Here is a 21134-nt window from a genome sequence, read left to right as displayed (position 1 = left end):
ACTGCTTGTCCCTTGTTAATAAATGAGCCTTTCACGCAATCAAGGCACAAAAAAACAGATATCTGTTTTTTTAACAGATATCTGTGGCAACACTAAGTGTGAGAGCTTCTCTTTTCAATTACCTTAAGAACTCTTAATCTTTAAATAATTGAACAAACATTTTTCCGTATGGACCACCTTCGATAATCCCAATTCCTACTTCCCCATAGTCTGCATTTAGGATATTAGCTCTATGACCGTCAGAGTTCATTAATGCTTGATGTGCTGCTTCAACCGTCTGATTCCCAGCTAAGTTTTCTCCAGCTGTGCGATAGCTTACATCAAATTGAGTTAGCATATCAAAAGGAGAACCGTAAGTTGGCGATTGATGCGAGAAATATTGATGATCGATCATATCTTGGGCTTTTACTCTAGCTACTTCGGTTAGTTGTTCGTTAATTTGTAAAGGAGCTAATCCACGTTGAGCTCTTTCTTGATTGACGAGATCAACCATTTGCTGCTCTTCCTGTGTTACTTCTTTCTGTACTTCTTCAACTGAAGGATTTATTACTTCCCTTTCATTATGAACTTCAGGTTGTACTTCTTCAAAAGACTTTTCTTGTTCTACGTTGTTTGGATTCTGTTGTAGTTGCTTAAACTGGCGTACGTATGATTCATAGATTTCTTTATACCAGTCTAATGTTTCTTGATTGAATTCATTTACATGAATCGTTTTAACTTGAACGTGCTCACTTGCATCAACCTGTCCGCTAAAATTAGTAGCAAGTAAGGCTGTAGCAAGAGAAGCTGTAACCAATAATTTTTTCATCTTTTTTCCTCCTAAGGAATGTTTTGTTGATGTACCTTCTCTTAAAATGTAACATGTACAACTTTCAATCTCATTGGTAAAAACTAGAGTAAAAGGAAATGCAAAATTCATGATTTACCCTCGACCTTTTATAACAAAACAGTTGATATAACTGCAATGACCAGCTTATGTACAGTTCCTTTCTTTCAAATGAGCATTTCCAATTTTCATCGATACTCGCGAATGTTATAGATTCCACCACAGTTGGTAACAAACTTGTAAAAAAGCACCAACCTTCTTACTCTCCCAGGAGCCTAGGCTGTTCGAAAAAGAAAAAGCATAAGAAGGACGGATCTCATTTAATGAATCAAAAAACAAGGATCCCCTTTTCACTCTTCTTATCAAAGTTAGAGATTTAGGGGATCCTTGCCTACCATTTAAAATTGAATAGAAATATTGTAAGAATCTATCATTATACACAAGTAAACGATTGAATTTCTTGTAGACTAATTCCGAAATAGACCCATCTAGACCCAGTCCACCTAAATCCCGAAATAGACCTTCTACCAATAAATGTTGGATAGAACCAAAATTGCTGACGATTTCTTAACCACACGTACGTAAATCTAAATAAGCATCTTCTAATACTACCTGGATCGACAGCAAATGCTTCTACTTGTTGTGTTTGAGCGGGAACAAAAGCTGGTGGTGGTGTAGTCGGTGGTCCAGCCTCTTGCCCTTGACCAGTAGGTGGTGGTGATGGTGGAACCGGGAAACCAGGTCCCCCTCCTAAAGGTGGAAACATTGGACCGAAAAATCTTTCATCATAATCTAGTTGTTGATTTTGGATTGGATAAAACACATTCATATCATATGGATGGTGAGCCAACATTTGCATATGATGATTGAAGTACACAGGTAACACTCCTTTTCTTTTAGGCATACACCATCATATGCATTCATCACTGGACATCAACTTGTACGGTAAAAATGTGTATTTACCTAACCTTTATCGTTATAAGGTGTTTAATTATTTACCTTTTCAGTGGCTTGGTATTATAAGATGTCTATCCAGATTTTCACTGCTGTTGCAGCAATCAATACAGCTAATACCACTTGCAAAATCTTTGCATTCATCTTCTTCCCTGCTATTGCACCTAGTGGAGAGGCTAGTAAACTCGCCACAATCATTATAAAGGCTGGAAAATAATCAATTTGTCCTGTTGTGATTTTTCCAACAGCTGCTCCAATAGATGAAATGAACGTAACAGCTAAGGAAGTAGCAATGGTCATACGTGTTGGAATTTTCAATATCACAAGCATGATGGGGACTAATAAAAATGCCCCTGCTGCACCGACAATTCCAGACCCCACTCCTACAATGAATGCAAAGGAAGTCGCTACCCATTTATTAAAAGTTACTTGATCAAGTGGAACATCATCCAGTCCCCTTTTTGGAATAAACATCATCACGGCTGCTAGTAACGCTAATATACCGTAAACGAGGTTCATTCCATCCTCTGACATGAGTTTTGATCCATACCCACCAACAAAGCTACCAATGAGAATAGCTGAACCCATATAAATAATTAAGGTTTTATTTAAGTATCCACCTTTGCGATAAGCCCAGACTCCCCCCATTGTCGCAAAGAACACTTGAATGGCACTAATACCTGAAACCTCATGAGCACTAAAAGCAGCTAAGCCAACCAATGGCGGAATATATAACAACATCGGATATTTAATAATTGATCCGCCAATTCCTAACATTCCTGAAATATAGGACCCTATGAAACCGATTAAAAAGATTGTAATAATAAAAGCAAAATCCATTAACAACTACCTCCTTTTAAAGGAAAAGAACGTTGCCTTCAAAAAGGTAAAAACCAACCTTTTTGAAGCTCTGATTGAGTAACAATGGCTCAACATGTTGAGCATGTGGTATGAGAAATCCACTCATAGATGGCTATAAACACGGCAATAGCTTCGCACATTGCTTAAGGACATTAAAAAGGTAAAAACCAACCTTTTCAATGTCCTCTCCCAAACCAGTTCCGTATCTAATAGCCTTTTTTAATCCAGAATGTAAATACACCATCTGCTTCTATATCAGATACTAACTCATGACCACTAGACTTTGCCCATGCTGCTAGGTCATTTTTTGCTCCTTTATCCGTTGCATGGATTTCTAGCACTTGACCTGACTCGAGTTCCATCATCGCTTTCTTTGTTCTTACAATTGGCATTGGACAAGCTAATCCTTTTGCGTCTAATACTTTATCTGAATTCATCATAATACCTCCATTAATTTTTTGTTTTTTTAATACTGGTTATCTAACCGCACAACGGTTTGGCCCAATTTCCATTTCACGTTGCTTATCTTCATCTGGCATGATTTTCCCCATATTGGTTTCACGAATTTCTTGGTATGAGTTTGGTTGTGGCGGTAAGTTTTCTGTTACAAGTGATCGAAACTCATTTTCATCTTCAATATTTAGTCCATGATTTTCGGCGAATAGTGTGCCTAGCTTCTCGGCAACACTTCCATCTACATTTAACTCATCAATGATCATAAAGTGTGCTGGCAAAACCACTAACTCTTCGGATAGTTCTCTATAACGCTTATAAAGTGACTCTCGTAAATCTCCTACCCAATCTTCTGCAAGACCTGCTAGGTCGGGTCTTCCAATTGAATCGATGAATAAAATATCTCCAGATAATAGATATTTTTCATCGATCACAAAGGAAGTTGACCCAATTGTGTGCCCAGGTGAGTATAATGCATGAATGTTAATCGTTGAATTTCCAATCACTACGTTATTTCCGCCTTCAAGTGCTGCATATTCAAACAACACTTCACCCGCATCCTTGGGAGGCAACCAGTACGTTGCACCTGTTGCTTCCGCAATTTTTCTTCCACCTGAGATATGGTCAGCGTGCAAATGTGTATCAAATACATGTGTAATGTTCGCTCCGATATCATTCGCAAAATTTACATACACATCGGCCATACGTGTTGCATCGATAATGGCAGCTTCCCCATTTGAGACAACCATATAGGACAGGCATCCTTTACCTAGACGGACAAATTGATACAACTGACCGCCATCTTTCAAGTCGCCTACTTTTACTGGTTCTAGATACTCACTCCAAGCCTTCATTCCACCTTCAAGGTAAGAAACGTCTACTCCTTCATCTGATATCATTTCAGCTACCATGATGGAAGAACCTTCTTTCGCACACACAACGATTACTTCTTTATCTGCTGGAATTTTATCCATGATTTCTTCTACGCCATCTAATAGTTCAAAGTAAGGAATATTAAAGTAATCAAAGTTTTCTCCTTCAATTTTCCAATCAGCGAAATCCCCTTCATTACGAACATCTAGAATAAATAGCTCTTTCTTTTCGATTACTTTTCTCGCTACTTCTTTTGAGTTCATTGCTTTTACTGACATCTTTATACCCCCAATAGTATAGTAGTGTTTAAAAAATTTTATAAACAGGTTAACGTTAGATCCGCATTCTTAGCGAGTTTTAATTCACACTATCTGTAGGATGACCCCATTCACTCATGCCAGGTACGACATTCATCACTTTTTTAAATCCTGCTTTTGTTAACTTTTGTGCGGCTAGATCACTACGGCTTCCAGTACGACATACAACATAGATTTTCTGATCTGTGCTTACCTCACTTAAACGATTCTCAAGTTCATCAAGTGGGATCGATTTCGAACCAGGAATATGTTGGAAAGCATATTCAGCTGATTCACGTACATCTAACACTAAGATATCTTCATTGTTAACTAATTTCGCTTGAAGTTCCTCGTTGTTTACAACATGTGGGTGTTTCTTCTCTTCTTTCTCTTCGCCAGTCGCCTTACGAAGATAATGTTTTAGCACTTCTCCCTCTTCAACCGTTCCTAGATATTGATGTCCAGTACTCTGTGCCCATGCTTTCATATCAGCAGTTGACCCTTTATCTGTTGCTTGAACTTCTAATACTTTTCCTGGTTCAAGATCATTCATCGCTTTTTTTGTACGAACGATTGGCATCGGACATGCTAATCCTTTTGCATCTACTTGTTGATCAAATTTTATCGTTTCCATTAATAATCCTCCTCAAAATAGATACCCATACAGGTATAATGAACTTCAAAAAAATTTACTGAACGTTCCCTTCCCAGTTCATAATGCCTCCAACCATATTAGTAGCATGAAACCCATGATCTGACAAAAACTCAGTGGCTCTTCCACTTCTAGCACCAGAGCGACAAACCATAATATATTCTTTCGTTTTGTCTAGTTCATGTAGACGAAACTCTAGTAATCCAAGTGGAATATTTACACTCCCAGGTATGTGCCCCGCTGCTACCTCATCCGTTTCACGAACATCGATAATGTTTGGATTAACGTGACGTTCTACTTCTTTTGGTGTGATTTCTTTCATAACGAATCTCCTCCTAACGTTAGTTCCAAGCGCTCATACCGCCTTTTACGTTTGTGATTTTTTGAAAACCCATTTTTCTTAATAATTTTGTTGTCTTATTACTGCGTATTCCACTCTGGCAAATAACAACAACCTCTTTTTCTTTTGATAACTGGCTTGCTTTTTGAGAAAGGTCATGGAGTGGGATATTTTTGAACGTGTTAATGTTGTTTCTAGAAAATTCACCTGGTGTTCTAACATCAATAAATTGAACATCTTTTCTCTTTAATTCTTTTTTTAGATCACTCGTTGAAATTTGTCTTACACCTTTAACAGGCAATAACTTATTGATTAAAAAGAATGCTACTATAAGAACAAATAAGATATTTATGACTAAATCCAATCCAAATACCCCCTTGGGTTAAATAAATAAGTTTACATTTCCTTCTTCTGCATCAGCTAAATATGCAGCTACACCAGCGTACTCTAAGCCATCAATCAACTCTTCTTTTTGTAGTCCTAATAGATCCATTGTCATTGTACAAGCAACTAGTTTCACGCCTTGCTCTTGCGCCATTTCAACTAGATCAGGTAATGGCATGGCATTGTGTTTTTTCATAACATGCTTAATCATTTTCGGTCCCATTCCTGCAAAATTCATATTGGAAAGCCCCATATTATCAACGCCTCGTGGCATCATTTTCGCAAACATTTTTTCTAAGAATCCTTTTTTAACTGATACATGTTGATCTTTTCTGAAGGCGTTTAGTCCCCAAAATGTTGAGAAGATCGTTACTTCATGATCATAGGCGGCAGCTCCATTTGCGATAATAAAAGCAGCCATCGCTTTGTCATAATCCCCACTAAATAAAATAATTGTCGTTTTTTTCTTTGCTGTCATGTTTTGTCCACTCCTTTGTTTTTACATATACCTGTATAGGTATTGTTTCTCCAAAAAAAATAAATAACTTACCCTTTTCTAATCTAAATTTTTTATACATATACCTCTAAAGGTATTATAAAAGAGTAAAAAAATTTGTCAATAGCATTCTAATTCGTTTTCTCACACCCCCATAAACCTATAGGGGTATTGTAATTGACATCATTCACCTCTGTCAATCAATGTTTTTTATCTGCTTTTCACTAATAAATTTACAGCTTCCTGAATAAGCGCTTCTGTGTTTTCACCTTTTTCTATTTGTTCGCGGACACAATGCTCTAAGTTAGTACTTACGACTAGACCAATTGTTCGGTCCAATGCATTTCGTGCAGCTGACATTTGAACAACAAGATCCCTGCAGTCCTTCCCCTCTTCCATCATTCTAAGAATGGCTTTAACTTGTCCTTCTACACGTTTCACTCTATTTTTCATTTTGTCATTGTACTCCATGAATCTCCCTCCTTTTGCTACATCCTAAACCAATGAAATAGATGATGTTTCTATTCACACTATATACCCACAAGGGTATATAGTCAAGCTTATTTTTTGAAAGGGAGTTTAGGTTGTTCATACATTTTTTACCACAGCACCTATTGGCTCTTACAACAGCAACTTTGTTCGTTTAGATGTCTCCTCCATTACTATAAAAAAGGTTCTACTGTAGTCACCTGTTACTGCTGCTTCCGCTGAAATTCTTTCAAATAATTTGATTTGTTGGAATAGTCCCTTTAAACTGGAAAGAGCCTGTTCTGAGAAATAAATTCATCAAAACAGGCTCTTACTATATTCCATGAAGACCATTTTCGTAAATAAGCATTTCACTATCGTTCCCAAAAGGCAAATATAATAGTACTACAGCTAATGTGTTAACTAGCTTTCTTTTCATCTTTCTCGTGCTCTTTTGTCGTTGCAAACCAACCTTTTTCAATAACAAAGTAGAGAACTAGTCCGACAACCAGCGCATGAGCTGCTCCGTATACAGCTAAGACAACTGCCATGATAATCGCAACCCCACGGGCCACATTCGTCGTCACCTGCTCCATTCCTAATGTTATACATAAATACCCTGTTAAAATTAATGTAATGGATAGAGCGATAGGTAAAAACGGTTGAAAGAACGAGACAAGAGGCAGTACAAAGCAAGAAACAAATAATGAAAGAACTAACGTATTCGTACCAGAAAAGATGGATTGCATTGCCTTCTTACCATACGTATACCGTTCAACAATAGAAGCTGTTCCTGCCGTAAAAATTGGTCCAGCTAAACCAGGGTGTGGGGCAATAAGTGCATGCATTAAATTTCTGATAAACGTAATAAAATGAAGCGTCGTAACATTATTATCAATAACTTCATCTTTTCTATACTTTTCTGCTCGCTCGATTAAAGTTGTTCCAACGATAATATCTCCGTAGGCAATAATGTAACCCAAAATCGCAATGGGGAGTGCAAGTACAAACACATCTAAACTAGGAAAGCCAATAACAAAAGGAGTATAATTCCACAACTCAACAAAGTTTGGAGTCGTAATCCCCCATTCCACCGAAGGGGTAGGATATTCCTTTACTAACCAGCCTATAGCAATGGCTACCAATATAGCAGGCATAATTCCAAAGTTCGCAATAAACCTTGCAATAGAACTCTTTTGATAAAGTGTTTTAAAAGTGGGAGAAAACATAATGAATAAACAGATCGCTCCACCGATTATTAAAGAAATGGGTGTTTCGGCCACTCTACCACCAGGCTCAAATTCCCCAATAAATGCTGCTAAACCAGCACCAATTAAAATACCTGCCTTTAATGATTGTGATAGTTTCTTTACTAATATTTTGCCTAAGCCCGTAATGCCCAGCAATAAAAAAATAAATGCTACTAAGAGTTGCACGGCAACTAAAGCTTGTATTGCTTCTGGCCCTGGCTCGAAATCAGCAAGAAATAACACAATTAGTGGAATTAATGGCGTGATTAGTCCTGGAACAAAAGGCGAGCCTAGAGCTGTTTGCATAATCATCGTGATGTGCATAACAATGACAATAGCTAGTGCTGCTTCATAAGACATGCCAACCTGATTTTGTAAAAGTGGGATAATGCTTAAACCGATCGAAAATAAAACAAACCCTTGGATAATTTCTGGTTTTTCAAGTCGATAATGAAAAAAAGGTAGTCGTAATTTAAAAGGACCCATTGGCCAATATGGTAATTCATTACGATCTTTATTGTCGTTGGATGACATAAGTACCTCCTATAAGCTTCTGATAAGAATAAATAACCCAATTACTCTAGCCATTAAAACTCCATCTTTGTAAAACGCTTTCAAAATCCTTTTATGGTACCATTATAGTTTTTACATCTGAATAAAAAAACATATAGCATGCAGGATAAAAGATGTTTTTTTCCTGCATAATGTCGGAAAAGAAACTACTCAAAAAAAAACCAGGTAAGAAAAAGGCCACAGAAAAAAGCTCCGTGACCTCGTAAGAAAATGGTTGTTTTTTGAGTAGAGATATAGTAAATCTATAAACACGAGTTACGCCCTTTGACTAAAAACCCTATCTCGCATTCCCTTCCATACATTTCAAGATTGTTTCTCGATCGTTACGTGTTTGATAACGGTACTCTTCCCTATAATTCTCCGGCCCTTTTCCTGTAATAATTAAGCCATCCCCTTTTTTCAATAGAGATAAAACATGAGCAATGGCCTCAGTTCTATCATCTATCACAACGATATTTGGATATGGCTTGCTTAGTTCTCTTAACTCTGCCACCATATCTTCTTTTTCCGTTCCATTCAAGTCATCTAATGTTAGGAATACATAGTCACTATGGCTTTGACTGATTTCAACCATTGTTTCTCTTTTAGAACCATCTCTTTTCGCTCTAAAACCAAAGATATGATAAAGATATCGATCTGTGCATTCTTTCGCCGTTTTTAATGCGTACTGAAGTCCATCTGGTGTGTGAGCATAATCAATGAACGCCTTAGAGCCATTTAGTAACTTTACTGTTTCAAATCGCCCTGGCACACCCTCAAATGTTTCTAATGCCTCTACTACATCTGTAGGAGAAAGTCCTATCTCTCTTGCACATATATAACTTCCTATCGCATTATAAACATTGTGTTCACCTTGAATTTTCATTTTGATCACATATTCATCTCCATTGTCATCAATGACAACCGTTACATTAGGTAGAGTTTGAAATGATTTTAAAAAAATCGATTCTACCTCTTTTGACTGACCAAAGGAAATGGAAGGAATGAATTCTTCCGCTAATTCTTCATATAATCTCTCTCCCCATGAACCATATGTCCCAACAATTCCTTTGCCTTCATTCTTTAAACATTGAAATAACCTTTTCTTCGTTCCATAATAATTTTCTAGGTCTTTGTGATAATCTAGATGTTCGTGACTCAAATTCGTAAAAAGCGCATAATCAAACATTGGACCGTGCACGCGATACTGGTCTAAACCGTGTGATGAAACTTCCATAACCACATATTCATCTTCACTTTCATGAAGCATTTCTTGTAATAAAACAGTATCTGGGGTAGTTAAGTTTGATTCTCTCATGTCTCCATTTATCACATATTCTACCGTTCCTAACCTAGCAGCCGTTTTACCATTATGTTTCAATATATGGTGTAACATATACGAGGTTGTCGTTTTTCCGTTTGTCCCTGTAATGCCGATCATTTTATGTTTGGTATGAGGCATGTCGTAGAAGAAATTGGCCAATACTGATAATGCTTCTCTTGAATCATGTACTTGGAAATAGGGAACCGACAACCTCTCCTTGAGATTCTTCTCCCCTATAATAGCAACAGCTCCATTATCAATGGCTGATTGGATAAATGTATGACCATCTGATTCATATCCAGAAACCGCAACAAATAGGTTTCCATCTTTTACTTTTCTTGAATCAAGTTGAATTCCCGTAATTTCAACGTTCTTGTCACCTTGTATGTCTAAGGATTTCAGTAAATCACTTAACGTTTTGTTCATAAATTTTTACCCTCGATAAATAGTCGTTTGATAGGTTTATGTTATATTAGTGTGTACAAATATCGAGACGGCTACTCGAAAATAATTCATTTAAAACAACTACTTATTTTGGTATGTGAAATTTAATCGATTAACATAGGAGCGTGCTATCTTGTGTAAACCTTATCACATCGTGTTGGAAAGATCTGTCTAGTGTTAGACTTCTTCACAACAGTACCCTTTTTGTTTTTTCTAATTTTCTACCATTTTTCCCTATATTTCTCTCCTTTAAAGTGTTACAATTTTCTTTAAAAAAGAATGTATGGGGGAATGAGATTTGAATGTTCTGCATCTATTTAGCAAGTTTGCAAGTAAATACTTTGCGGTAATTGTTATTTTTATCAGTATGATTGCTTTTGTGTCACCAACTACCTTCACATGGATTGCACCACATATTACGTTATTACTAGGGATCATCATGTTTGGTATGGGCCTAACATTAAAATTATCTGATTTTGGAGTTGTTCTTAAGAAGCCTGTTCCGGTAGTGATTGGGGTTATAGCACAATTTGTGATTATGCCACTTGTTGCGTTCGGTATAGCCATCGCTTTAAATTTACCTCCTGAACTCGCAGCTGGTCTTGTGTTAGTAGGTGCTTGTCCAGGCGGAACAGCATCCAACGTGATGGTATATTTGGCTAAAGGAGATGTGCCCGTTTCAGTCGCGATGACTTCTATTTCAACATTACTAGCACCTATCCTTACTCCATTTATTTTGTTTATTTTAGCTGACCAATGGTTACCTGTTGATGCGGGCGCCATGTTTGTTTCGATTGTGAAAGTGATTATCATACCTATTGCATTAGGCATTATTTTAAGAAGATTATTACCTAATTTTGTTGATAAAAGTGTGACTGTTCTTCCTTTAATCTCAATCGTTGCGATTCTAGCTATTGTTTCAGCTGTAGTTGGCGGAAATAAGGAGAACATTGCTACGACTGGGTTATTGCTTTTTGCTGCCGTCATGCTTCATAACTCAGTTGGGTTAGCTCTAGGATATATTACGGCAAAACTTGTTGGGTTAGATGAAGCGAAACGAAGAGCGATCTCCATTGAAGTTGGTATGCAGAACTCGGGGCTTGGTGCGTCTCTTGCAACTGTGCATTTCTCACCTTTAGCTGCGTTACCAAGTGCGCTTTTCTCAGTTTGGCACAATATTTCAGGACCGCTTCTCGTTACCTTCTGGGGATGGATTGATAGTAAAAGGACAAAAGTTGACATGGACACCAAGACACCTTCTCTATAAAAAAACGAAGCGATGAGAAAACCTCTTCGCTTCGTTTTTTATCTTTTTTATTACTATTCTATATGATTCATTGTTTTATAGAGATGGAGGAATTAGATTGATTCGAACACCATAAAAATCATAGGAACTTCTGTAAAGAAAATTTAATGAAAAAAATTCGGAACGGGACATTTGCCCCTTACACTTAGGTTAATGTCTGAATAGACTTTAGTATACACGAAAAAGTGTTTACCAAAGAAAAAATTACGGTGGTGGAAAGAATGGAAAATACCTTAACTCAGGAAAGGAAAAACCAGTTGAAGCCCAGTATCGTTATTGTACCGGAAATATTTGTTGGAAACGAAAAAAACGGATCCATTTTAACTGATAGAGAATTTCGAGATCTCATCAAACATTATCAAAGCCTTATGTTTGATCAATATCATGAAACAGTGAAAAAAAGTTCTCAACATTTTTAGCTCAATTATCCTGTTCTTAATTTTTTTTAAAGTATATCATTAAAACCATGCACTAAAAGGGTCGTCCTTTCATATATTGCCCATATCATGTACCTTATTAGTAGGAGGCAGTTATGAAAATTGTAAAGAAAATCACACCATACGGATATGATCTTCTTATTAACAATGTGCTTCATAAACGTTGTATATCCTGCAAAATTTGGTTTAAGTTTGACGGAGAAATGGGCTGTTGTACTCATTGCTTAAACAACGTACAAAATAATAAAACTCTCAAAAAACTCGATTAAAAGCTCTTTTTTTTATATAAGAATGTTTTAACTAAAAACGAACTAAACTCTTTTAAGTCTAGTTCGTTTTTAATATGGACAATATCTAAATTGCCGAGAAATCTCCCCGTTTAATAATACATATCGGATACTTCATTTCCTTTCTGCCATCTCACCGACATTGGGAGTCCATGCCCTAAAAACAGCTAGTTGATTAATGAGGTGATCCCAGTATAATTCACCCAATCAAAGTATGCAGGACTTAGGCTCTCTTTCCCATTTCCCGTTGCATATAAACCTAAGCAAACACCTGTAAACACTTTTCCGTAACCGCCATTTTCTTCTTTGGATAAATACTTAATTGGTGAAGTTCCAAGAGTTTTCCATTCATCCTCTGTTTGAGCAAAATCAAAATAGTATTGTTCCTCATCTGAGCGAATACGTAAATGGATATTGGAAGAATGGAAAGAGTTTCTGCCTATTTCTTTTGTCTCTCCTTGAATGGTTACAGAAGCAAATATGATTGTTTCCCCATTGATTCGTTTCACACCGATTTCATAATGGGCATCTTCATGCAACCTAGCTACCAAACCGGCTTCTTCGCCATCCTGAGCAGGGCTAAAACCTAGCATGCTACTAAATTCCATTCTCACATGCTGTTGTGGCTTACACAGTAACGTCGGAACACCATTTTCAGTATGTAAATGATCAGCCGTTCCAAATAACCGGAGCCACCCTTTTCGCTCGATCAATGAATAGCTTTCATCCTTCTTCTTTCGTAAATGGAACCATGATTTCGCCAACATATCTTCATTAAAATCATCGAAGTTTACAACGTGTTCTTTCATATTCGAACCTTCAAGTAAACGCTTTGAATTCATAATCTCGCTGACATGACCTTCATTTTGATCAATAACAGGCCATCCATCTTCTGTCCAGTTGACAGGAGCTAAGAATGTCTCTCTTCCTAATATTGTATACCTTTGATGAACGGGTCTTGTCCCTAAAAAGACCGCCCACCACTGATTGTTTACATCCTCAACAAAATCCGCATGTCCAATATTTTGAATCGGATGTTCAGGCAACTTGTTATGTGTTAAGATTGGGCATTCTAAGAGTTCATAAGGTCCGTAAGGTTTGGCACTTCTAGCTATAATGGCTCGATGATCCTCCCCCGTCCCTCCACAAGCACAAAGGAGATAGTACATTCCATTTATTTTGTATAAATGAGGTGCTTCTGTCCACTGCCCACCGTCCCCTTCAAAGATCACAACCGGATCAGTTAAAGCCTCTCCTGTCTTACAATCTATCTCGTATTGAATAATATGAGATTCTTTCCCCTCGCCATTCTGAATGCTGACGTAAACGGTTCCATCCTCATCAAACATTAAAGAAGGGTCAATGTTTCCATAAGGAATACTAATAGGGTCCGACCAGGGTCCGGTTGGTTCTTCTGCTGTCACAAAGAAATTCCCTATCCCTGTAACATCTGTGACAATGACATAAAAAAGTCCATCTTGATAGCGGATCGTCGGGGCAAATACACCACCTGAACTTCTAGAAACTTCTAAATTAAATTGACTTTCTCTCGTTAACACACTACCAATTTGTTCCCAATGCAACAGGTCTTTACTATGAAAAATGGGGATTCCGGGAAAATATTCAAATGAGCTCGTTACTAAGTAAAAATCGCTTTCACCCACTTTTACCACACTTGGATCTGGATAAAAGCCCGGTATAACAGGATTTAAATACTTCAATTCTCACACTCCCAACGTTCATTTATTTTACTTTACACTAGCATAACATAACGTATGTAAAACGGGTAAGGTTGGAGATGTATTGCAAGTGCCACATCAGCATTCTCCCTTCCGCGTTCCCTCTCCCTATTAAATTATGTTTACTCACTTTCAATCTGGGTATCCAATGAATAGACACACAAAAGAGTTGATTCATTTGAACCGTCATAAAAGTGTGTTCTTCGTACAGTTACCGAAGTAGTAGTTGGTGCTACAGTTGGCTTACTAACTACACATAGGTCCATGGAACCTTTTCGCGATAACATTACTATTCTCTAAAGACTGCGAAGCAACTAATCCAAAACAATTTTAGAAAGGACTGGTTCTACTATGTCTACAGTTACAGCTGGGTTTCAAATTTTGCCGAACGGAAAAGATATGCATACCGATGGTGTCATTCCCGAAGTCCTTAATTTAGTGAAAGAATCTGGTCTTGAATTTTATATTGGACCAATGGAGACGGTGATCGAGGGAGACCTTAATGAAGTATTGGAGATTATAAAAAAAGCACAACATGTCGGAACAGAGGCTGGTGCTTCAGAGTGTATAACCAATATTAAACTTCATTATAAACCGAGCGGAATTGAGATCGAAGACAAAGTGTATTAAACAAAAGAATACTCAATAGAAAGAGATAGGACTTTACCAAAGGCCTATCTCTTTTCTATCTAAGAACGACTGCTACTAGATACTGGCACAGCCACACCTGAAATCGCGGCTGGTTTCTAGACATCTACACCATACCAATTATGGTATATGAAATATTCGCGATATGGTGATTTACACGTAGCAATTCATTCATAATATCAACATAAATGGAACTAACCCGGCTGCTTTCATTTTGACTATGTTGAAAATGATCAAACCGTAGATTTTTTTCGAGCCTTTGAATCATAGGATTTCGATTCATAACTTCCATAGCCTTTTTCTCATCATTCTCATCAAATGCTTCCATAACTGTCTGATAACTCTCTACTACTTCATTGTATAACTGAGAAATTCCGTCAATTTCCCAGTCCGTCAAGCTAACTTCGTCTAATTTCGTAGTCGTTATCGCAATTTGCTGAAACGAATCAGAAATTCCTTCTAAATCGTTATTAATATAAAGATATTTCAAACTCTCCGTCGACTCGTCGTCTGAAAGGTCTTTTTTCGTAATGTTTTGAAGGTGATGGTACACATGTCTATATAAATCATCTATGGCCTTTTCACAAGTAATGACAGCTTGGCGACTAGCTGAATTAGCCTCTTTTATCAAAAATTCTAGATTTTTAAGCATTTGTACATCTATTAATCTAGCCATATGGCCTAGTTCTTTTTTGGTTTGGACAAGGGCCACGGTCGGATTTTCAAGACTGTCTTTCTCTATATATTTCACAAATTTCGGCGCTTTTTTCTTTTCAGGAAGAAGTAAAACCATCCAATCAGCAAATTTATTACAAAATGGCAACAACAAAACCAAATTCACGATGTTAAAAATCGTATGCGCATTCGCAATTTGCCTTTCGATATCTCCACCTGAAAGTTCTAATAAATAAACAAACAACTGGGTAAATGGTAGAAAAAACAAAACTCCAATTATCTTAAAAATGGCATGAGCAACTGCAGTACGTTGCGCATCTTTTGAGGCATTAATGCTTGAAATAAGAGCTGTCACAACGGTTCCTATATTGGCTCCATAAACAATCGCAATTGCTGCTTCAATGGTAAGTGAACCAGAGGCTGCTAATGTCATTGCAATGGCAATCGTTGCTGCACTATTTTGAATGATGGCTGTAAAAATCAAAGCAACAAAAACCGTCACAACGAGGTTATCTGTTAAATAGAAGAAAAGATGAGCAAATTCAGGATTCTCTTGAATTGGCTGCATTGCATCCGTAATCATCCCCATACCAAAAAACACAAAGCCAAATCCTAATATAATACTTCCTATTACCTTTACATTGTGCGAGGAAATAAAAAAGAGAAATACTCCAAAAGCGATAAATACTAGAGCATAATCGGTAATTTTAAAGGCAATGAGTTGAACCGTGATCGTCGTACCAATAGCGGAACCGAGCATAATGCCCATCGCCCGCCGCAATGTAATGAGTCCCGCATTCACAAACCCAACAATCATCACAGTTGCTGCACTAGAAGATTGAAGAACAGCAGCAAGCACAATTCCTGCAAATGAGCCGTACAATTGGTTTTTCGTCACTTTGCTCAAAAAGAACTTCAACCTTTGTGATGCTGATTTTTTTAATCCTTCACTCGCAACATACATTCCATATAAAAAAACACCTATGCCACCTAACACCCCCATAACTAATTCGGTGATCCACCCCATTCTAACCCCCCCAGACGTTATTTCTTTCCACTTGCCGTGTCACATTTACAACATGATCGGCAGTCCGTTCAAGAAAGCGATTGACTAACAATAGATTAGCAAGCGTGTCAATTTGTGCAGAATCTCGCTGCATCTCTGAAACGATGTGATGTTGAATTTCGCGAAAAAACTGATCCACCTCCTCCTCTTGTCTGACAATCGTCTCAATTATTTCACCATTCTTTGTTATCAATAATTCTATGCTCGCAGCTACCATCATAGTCGTAATCGCTGACATGTCACGAATCATCGCAAATGTTTTAGAGCGAACCTTCATTTTTGAAAACTGAGCAATGTCAGCAATATTGACTGCTTGATCTCCTATTCTTTCATATTCTCTAGAGATACGTATCATCGTAGATAACATCTTTAATTCCTGTGGCAAAGGAGGCTGAATTGTTATTAACTGCAAAATGGATGAATGAATGCTTTCATCGTAATGATCAACGAGTTTATCTAATTGATATACTTCTTTTCTATTCTCTTCATTCTCCACAACTAACGAACCAACGGCTAAAAATAACTCTTGTTTTGTTAGTTTTCCCATTTCAGCGATTTGTTTTTGAATGTCCGTTATGGCATCCGTAAAAGATCTCAAACTACTTCGCATATCATTCCCCACCTTTCTTAGAAATCTAAGATATAGAAAAGAACCCCACAGACGCAGAGACTACCGTTTTGGCTCTGTGGGATTCTCTATAATCTCCCTTGCATGATAATTAAATTCCTATATTCCAAAGAGATGGATCTCCTACTGAAGTTGCTAAAGCACCCGCAGAGAGTGCCTCCATAATTTCTTCCTTTTCTTTGATAAGCCCACCTGCAATAATTGGCAGTTCTATTTTTTCCGTTAATTCATGAATCACCCTTGGAATAATCCCAGGAAGCACTTCAATAGCATCTGGTCGCAATGAATGATGCATCGCTACCGTCCGATCAAATGCATTATAATCGATCATAAAAGAACGCTGAATCGTTAGCAAACCTGCTTGTTTGGCAATCGGAATTACTTGATTTTTCGTTGTTATGATGCCATCGGGCTCCCATTCCTTTGAGACGAACCGGACCCCACCTTTATTGTTCGATAGACCTTCAATAAAATCCATATGAATAAAGACAGACTTCCCTGCCTCTTTAAATTGCCGAATGTGTTCTCCTGTTGATAACAGATCGCCTTTCATAATAAAAACGATATTGGATTGACTTTTCACTGCGGTCTCAATTAAATTCGAATAACTTTCTGAATTCGAATTTCCAATCGAAGCAATCACTTGAGACTCTACTAAATCAACAATGGATCTACTCATCGTACCAGTCCTTTTTTCCGTCTAATAGATTGATTAAAAAAGAGGAAAAGAGGCTGGGACAAAAGAGTTTTGGGTGATGAGAAATCCGAACGCTACGATAGTTAATACAAGTAATCGCTCCAGAAATATACTTCGCTTTCCGTGGGTGGCTGGTGAGCCTCCTCGTGCTTACGCACTGTGGGGTCTCACCCTTGCCTTCGATCCCACAGGAGTCTACGTATATTTCTTCCGCTAAAATTGTGAACCGTTCGTATTCTCAGTTAAACACCTTAGTTTTGTCCAGCCTTATTCCATCAACTACCTAATTACTGATTAGCTCTGCGATAATTTTCCAATTCCCTATTAATCTCATCGTTTGCTAGGTTGATTGCCTCTATTGGGTCTGCTCCATCATGTAAGCTTTCTACGGCATTAACGACACGCTCACGAGCTTCCGGGAATACCCCAATTAACGCCCCTTGTGTGGCAGGTGTTAACGTTGTATTTTGAAGTTGTTCAACAGCTGTTAAGAATTGAGGATACTCGGCATATCTTTGTTGCAACACGTCTTCATCATACGCAGCTTTCGTAATTGGGAAGTAACCTGTGTCCGCCGCCCATTTAGCTTGAACTTCTGGTTGTGCTGTATATTTCACAAATTCCCATGCAGCTTGTTGAACTTCTTCAGGGATATCACTAATCATCCAAATGGAAGCTCCCCCAACAATGACTCCATGAGGATCCATGCCATCAGCCGTTGGCATAAAAGCTGTTCCCACTTCAAATTCAGCATTGTTAACTGTTCCAGCTAATGAAGCTGTTGAATCGAGATACATAGCAACCGTTCCAGCTAAAAACGCAGCACGATGATCATCCCATTCACGGCCATAATCACCTAATGTGCCATCTTGTTTCATGTCTGCTAACCACTCGAACCAGCGTTGACCTGGCTCTTCATTTATGAGAGCTTGTGTTGGTTCTCCTGCTCGCCCGTTATCTGCATCAACAAATAATCCACCTTGATTGGCAATCATTTGCTCTGTAAACCAACCATGTGTGATTACCGAAAAGCCATCCACTTGCCCATTATAGTGATCATTTAGCACTTTAGCCGCTTCTCTTACTTCCGAGAACGTTCTTGGAGGACTTTCAGGGTCTAACCCTGCTTCTTTAAACATGTCTTTGTTATAAACCATAATCGAGTTCGATGTATTAAATGGCATAGAGTGTAAATCTCCATCAACTTGATAATAAGATAATATGTTGTCTTCAAGCAGAGACAGATCAAAATTATCTTTATCAATGAATGTTTGCATTGGCTCTGTGTAGCCACTTTCAATCATATATTTCGTTCCTACTTCAAACACTTGGACTAGAGCAGGGGCCTCACTCGTCCCAGCTAGTTGTCTCACTTGTGTTAACGACTCTTCATAGCTTCCTTGAAACACGGCATTGACTTGAATATCGTCTTGACTATTGTTAAAGTTATCTACCATCTCCTCAACGGATTGACCTAGATTTCCACCTAATGCATACCAAAAGTCAACAATAATCTTTCCGTCTTCTGTAGTCTGAGCTTCATTTGAACTATTGCCACAAGCTGTGACCACCGTTAGCAACACAAAGGCAAAAACAACGAATAACGAATGATGAAACCACCTTTTCCCCATCTTTTTTCCCCCTATTTGTTATTTATCCTTTCAATGCTCCTGACATCAAACCTCGACGAATTTGTTTGATTCCTAGGAACAGTAAAAGCAAAGTCGGAATTAAAATAATAATGACCCCAGCCATAATCGTATTCCATGAAGTAGCAGACTCCTGAGAAATCATCATTCGAATCCCTATTTGTACCGTTCTCGCATCATTGTTACTTGTCACAAGCAACGGCCATAAATACATATTCCATGTTGTTAAAAAAGCATAAATACCTAAAGCACTTAGCATCGGCCCTGATAAAGGCAAAGCAAACGACCAATAAAAACGTAAACGTGAGCAACCATCAATCTGAGCCGATTCATACAATTCACGCGGAATCGTCTTGAAATGTTGACGCAACAAGAAAATACCAAAAGCCGTTGTAATAAATGGAACCGTTAAAGCTAAGTAACTATTAAGCCACCCTAAGTTTAAAATCGTAACAAAGTTGGGAATCATCGCTGCCTCCCAAGGAATTAACAACGTTGATAGAAATAGAAAGAAAACCAAATTACGCCCTTTAAACGGAATAAAAACAATCGCATACGCAGCTAAACTACATAACAGCAACTGACCAACAGTAACAGCTGAAGACACGATAAAACTGTTAATTAAAAATTGCAAAAGCGGAACATCCTGAAAAACTTTTAGATAGTTGGCAAAACTTATCGATGTTGGAATATAGTTACCACTATTTAGTTGTGAAGGTGTTAGAAAACTCGCCACTAACGCAAAAAGTATAGGAAAAAAGATAACGAAAGCAGATACTAGTAACAGGGTGTATGTGATGATCTTTTTCATCATTGGTAATGCACCTTCTTTTCACCAACTTTAAATTGCAATACAGTAAATACTAAAATGAAGAAAAATAGAACGATGGCTTGAGCACTTGCTGTTCCAAACCTTGAGAATTCAAATGCTTCTTTGTATATAGAGTAAACAATAATATTCGTCGCCTCGTTCGGTCCCCCACCAGTTAAAATATGAATCTGTCCAAATGATTGAAATGAGTTAATTAACGTAACCGTCACAACAAAAAACAAGGTTGGTGACAACATTGGGATCGTTATTTTAAATAACCTTGCAAAATACCCCGCCCCATCTATCAAAGCACTTTCATACAAATCTTGAGATATATTTTGCAAGCCACCTAAAAGAATAATAAAATTAAAACCAATCCCCATCCAAATGGTTGTCACTGATACAGAAATTAAAGCCCATTGCCTAGAAGTTAACCAAGGAATAGCCTCCAATCCTAAGGTTTGAACGATATTATTAAATACTCCAATACTCGGATGAAACATAAATAACCAAATACTCGCTCCGGCTGCGACCGACACACCTAGCGTAGAAGAGAAAATAACACGGAAAAATTCAATCCCCTTTACTTTCTCATTTGCAATAACAGCCAAAAATAAAGCAATGATCACACCTGTTGGCACAGTATAAAGGACGAATTTCAATGTTTGTATCAAGCTATTTTGAAAGTTGGAAGATTTAAAGAGTTCGATATAATGTTCAAGACCAACAAACACAACCGTATCTCCTCTTGGATTCGTAATGAAGAAACTATAGTAGAGGGTTTTGACCATCGGATAAAAAAGGAAAACTCCTAAAATTAATAGTGCAGGAAATAAATAAACCATTCCTTCCCCAAAAAGCTTCCACTCTTTCACTCGCTTTTTTCGTTTCTTATCTAATGGTTTGTTAGAATTGGTGGAAACGTCTGGCTGTTGCAAATTTGGATTCATACTCACTGGACCCCTCCTTTTAAAAAAAAATAGCATGTAACGGCACGATATTTGTATGCGCTTTCAAT

General features: G+C 37.7%; 21 protein-coding genes. 2 read left to right on the top strand and 19 right to left on the bottom strand.

Annotation, left to right across the window (positions count from 1 at the left end; genetic code table 11):
- Positions 1–133 precede the first annotated feature (133 nt).
- The 12 genes from N0O92_RS18385 to N0O92_RS18330 all read right to left on the bottom strand — a co-directional run bounded on the left by N0O92_RS18385 (position 134) and on the right by N0O92_RS18330 (position 10155).
- On the bottom strand, positions 134–808 hold the full coding sequence (locus N0O92_RS18385; protein WP_315616127.1) for a CAP domain-containing protein: 675 nt from the start codon (positions 806–808) through the stop codon (positions 134–136).
- Between the two features lie 451 nt (positions 809–1259).
- Positions 1260–1679 (bottom strand): hypothetical protein, encoded by a 420-nt coding sequence (locus N0O92_RS18380; RefSeq protein ID WP_315616174.1) that lies wholly within the window; start codon positions 1677–1679, stop codon positions 1260–1262.
- A 164-nt stretch (positions 1680–1843) separates the two neighbouring features.
- Positions 1844–2620 carry a sulfite exporter TauE/SafE family protein gene (locus N0O92_RS18375; protein WP_315616126.1) on the bottom strand — a complete coding sequence of 259 codons (777 nt, stop codon included), beginning with the start codon at positions 2618–2620 and terminating at the stop codon, positions 1844–1846.
- A gap of 227 nt (positions 2621–2847) precedes the next feature.
- Positions 2848–3078: a sulfurtransferase TusA family protein gene (locus tag N0O92_RS18370; protein WP_315616125.1), complete on the bottom strand. Its 231-nt coding sequence runs from the start codon at positions 3076–3078 to the stop codon at positions 2848–2850.
- 39 nt (positions 3079–3117) lie between these two features.
- Complete coding sequence (locus N0O92_RS18365) at positions 3118–4245, bottom strand: MBL fold metallo-hydrolase (RefSeq protein WP_315616124.1); 1128 nt, start codon at positions 4243–4245, stop codon at positions 3118–3120.
- Positions 4246–4324: 79 nt separating this feature from the next.
- Positions 4325–4897 (bottom strand): sulfurtransferase TusA family protein, encoded by a 573-nt coding sequence (locus N0O92_RS18360; RefSeq protein WP_315616123.1) that lies wholly within the window; start codon positions 4895–4897, stop codon positions 4325–4327.
- 55 nt (positions 4898–4952) lie between these two features.
- Positions 4953–5237 (bottom strand): rhodanese-like domain-containing protein, encoded by a 285-nt coding sequence (locus tag N0O92_RS18355; protein WP_315616122.1) that lies wholly within the window; start codon positions 5235–5237, stop codon positions 4953–4955.
- Positions 5238–5256: 19 nt separating this feature from the next.
- Positions 5257–5619, bottom strand: a complete 363-nt coding sequence (locus N0O92_RS18350) for a rhodanese-like domain-containing protein (RefSeq protein ID WP_315616121.1) — start codon at positions 5617–5619, stop codon at positions 5257–5259.
- Positions 5620–5637: 18 nt separating this feature from the next.
- Positions 5638–6117 (bottom strand): DsrE/DsrF/DrsH-like family protein, encoded by a 480-nt coding sequence (locus tag N0O92_RS18345; RefSeq protein ID WP_315616120.1) that lies wholly within the window; start codon positions 6115–6117, stop codon positions 5638–5640.
- A 228-nt stretch (positions 6118–6345) separates the two neighbouring features.
- On the bottom strand, positions 6346–6606 hold the full coding sequence (locus N0O92_RS18340; RefSeq protein ID WP_315616119.1) for a metal-sensitive transcriptional regulator: 261 nt from the start codon (positions 6604–6606) through the stop codon (positions 6346–6348).
- A gap of 416 nt (positions 6607–7022) precedes the next feature.
- A complete protein-coding gene (locus N0O92_RS18335) occupies positions 7023–8387 on the bottom strand; it encodes a xanthine/uracil/vitamin C permease (protein ID WP_315616118.1) in 1365 nt (454 codons plus the stop codon).
- Positions 8388–8703: 316 nt separating this feature from the next.
- On the bottom strand, positions 8704–10155 hold the full coding sequence (locus N0O92_RS18330) for a UDP-N-acetylmuramoyl-L-alanyl-D-glutamate--2,6-diaminopimelate ligase (RefSeq protein WP_315616117.1): 1452 nt from the start codon (positions 10153–10155) through the stop codon (positions 8704–8706).
- A gap of 316 nt (positions 10156–10471) precedes the next feature.
- Between N0O92_RS18330 and N0O92_RS18325 the strand changes: the two genes are divergently transcribed.
- Positions 10472–11440, top strand: coding sequence for a bile acid:sodium symporter family protein (locus tag N0O92_RS18325; RefSeq protein ID WP_315616116.1), 969 nt, complete (start codon positions 10472–10474; stop codon positions 11438–11440).
- A 930-nt stretch (positions 11441–12370) separates the two neighbouring features.
- Here the strand turns inward: N0O92_RS18325 and N0O92_RS18320 are convergent.
- Positions 12371–13924, bottom strand: coding sequence for a glycoside hydrolase family 43 protein (locus N0O92_RS18320; RefSeq protein ID WP_315616115.1), 1554 nt, complete (start codon positions 13922–13924; stop codon positions 12371–12373).
- A gap of 369 nt (positions 13925–14293) precedes the next feature.
- Between N0O92_RS18320 and N0O92_RS18315 the strand changes: the two genes are divergently transcribed.
- The gene (locus tag N0O92_RS18315) at positions 14294–14572 is read left to right on the top strand and encodes a thiamine-binding protein (RefSeq protein WP_315616114.1); all 279 of its coding nucleotides are present in this window, start codon (positions 14294–14296) and stop codon (positions 14570–14572) included.
- Between the two features lie 124 nt (positions 14573–14696).
- Here N0O92_RS18315 and N0O92_RS18310 read toward each other — a convergent pair whose 3' ends face one another.
- The 6 genes from N0O92_RS18310 to N0O92_RS18285 all read right to left on the bottom strand — a co-directional run bounded on the left by N0O92_RS18310 (position 14697) and on the right by N0O92_RS18285 (position 21066).
- A complete protein-coding gene (locus tag N0O92_RS18310; RefSeq protein ID WP_315616113.1) occupies positions 14697–16292 on the bottom strand; it encodes a Na/Pi cotransporter family protein in 1596 nt (531 codons plus the stop codon).
- Position 16293: 1 nt separating this feature from the next.
- Positions 16294–16941: a phosphate signaling complex protein PhoU gene (gene phoU, locus N0O92_RS18305; protein WP_315616112.1), complete on the bottom strand. Its 648-nt coding sequence runs from the start codon at positions 16939–16941 to the stop codon at positions 16294–16296.
- 109 nt (positions 16942–17050) lie between these two features.
- Positions 17051–17638, bottom strand: a complete 588-nt coding sequence (locus N0O92_RS18300; RefSeq protein ID WP_315616111.1) for a glycerol-3-phosphate responsive antiterminator — start codon at positions 17636–17638, stop codon at positions 17051–17053.
- Between the two features lie 305 nt (positions 17639–17943).
- Positions 17944–19287: an ABC transporter substrate-binding protein gene (locus N0O92_RS18295; protein ID WP_315616110.1), complete on the bottom strand. Its 1344-nt coding sequence runs from the start codon at positions 19285–19287 to the stop codon at positions 17944–17946.
- Positions 19288–19309: 22 nt separating this feature from the next.
- Positions 19310–20119: a carbohydrate ABC transporter permease gene (locus N0O92_RS18290; protein ID WP_315616109.1), complete on the bottom strand. Its 810-nt coding sequence runs from the start codon at positions 20117–20119 to the stop codon at positions 19310–19312.
- The gene (locus N0O92_RS18285; protein ID WP_396334548.1) at positions 20116–21066 is read right to left on the bottom strand and encodes a carbohydrate ABC transporter permease; all 951 of its coding nucleotides are present in this window, start codon (positions 21064–21066) and stop codon (positions 20116–20118) included. The genes N0O92_RS18290 and N0O92_RS18285 overlap by 4 nt, the downstream gene beginning before the upstream one ends.
- Positions 21067–21134 lie beyond the last annotated feature (68 nt).

This window comes from Alkalihalobacillus sp. MEB130, assembly GCF_032335535.1.
Classification (GTDB): domain Bacteria; phylum Bacillota; class Bacilli; order Bacillales; family Bacillaceae_D; genus Halalkalibacter.
This window is presented reverse-complemented; position numbering and strand designations above follow the sequence as displayed.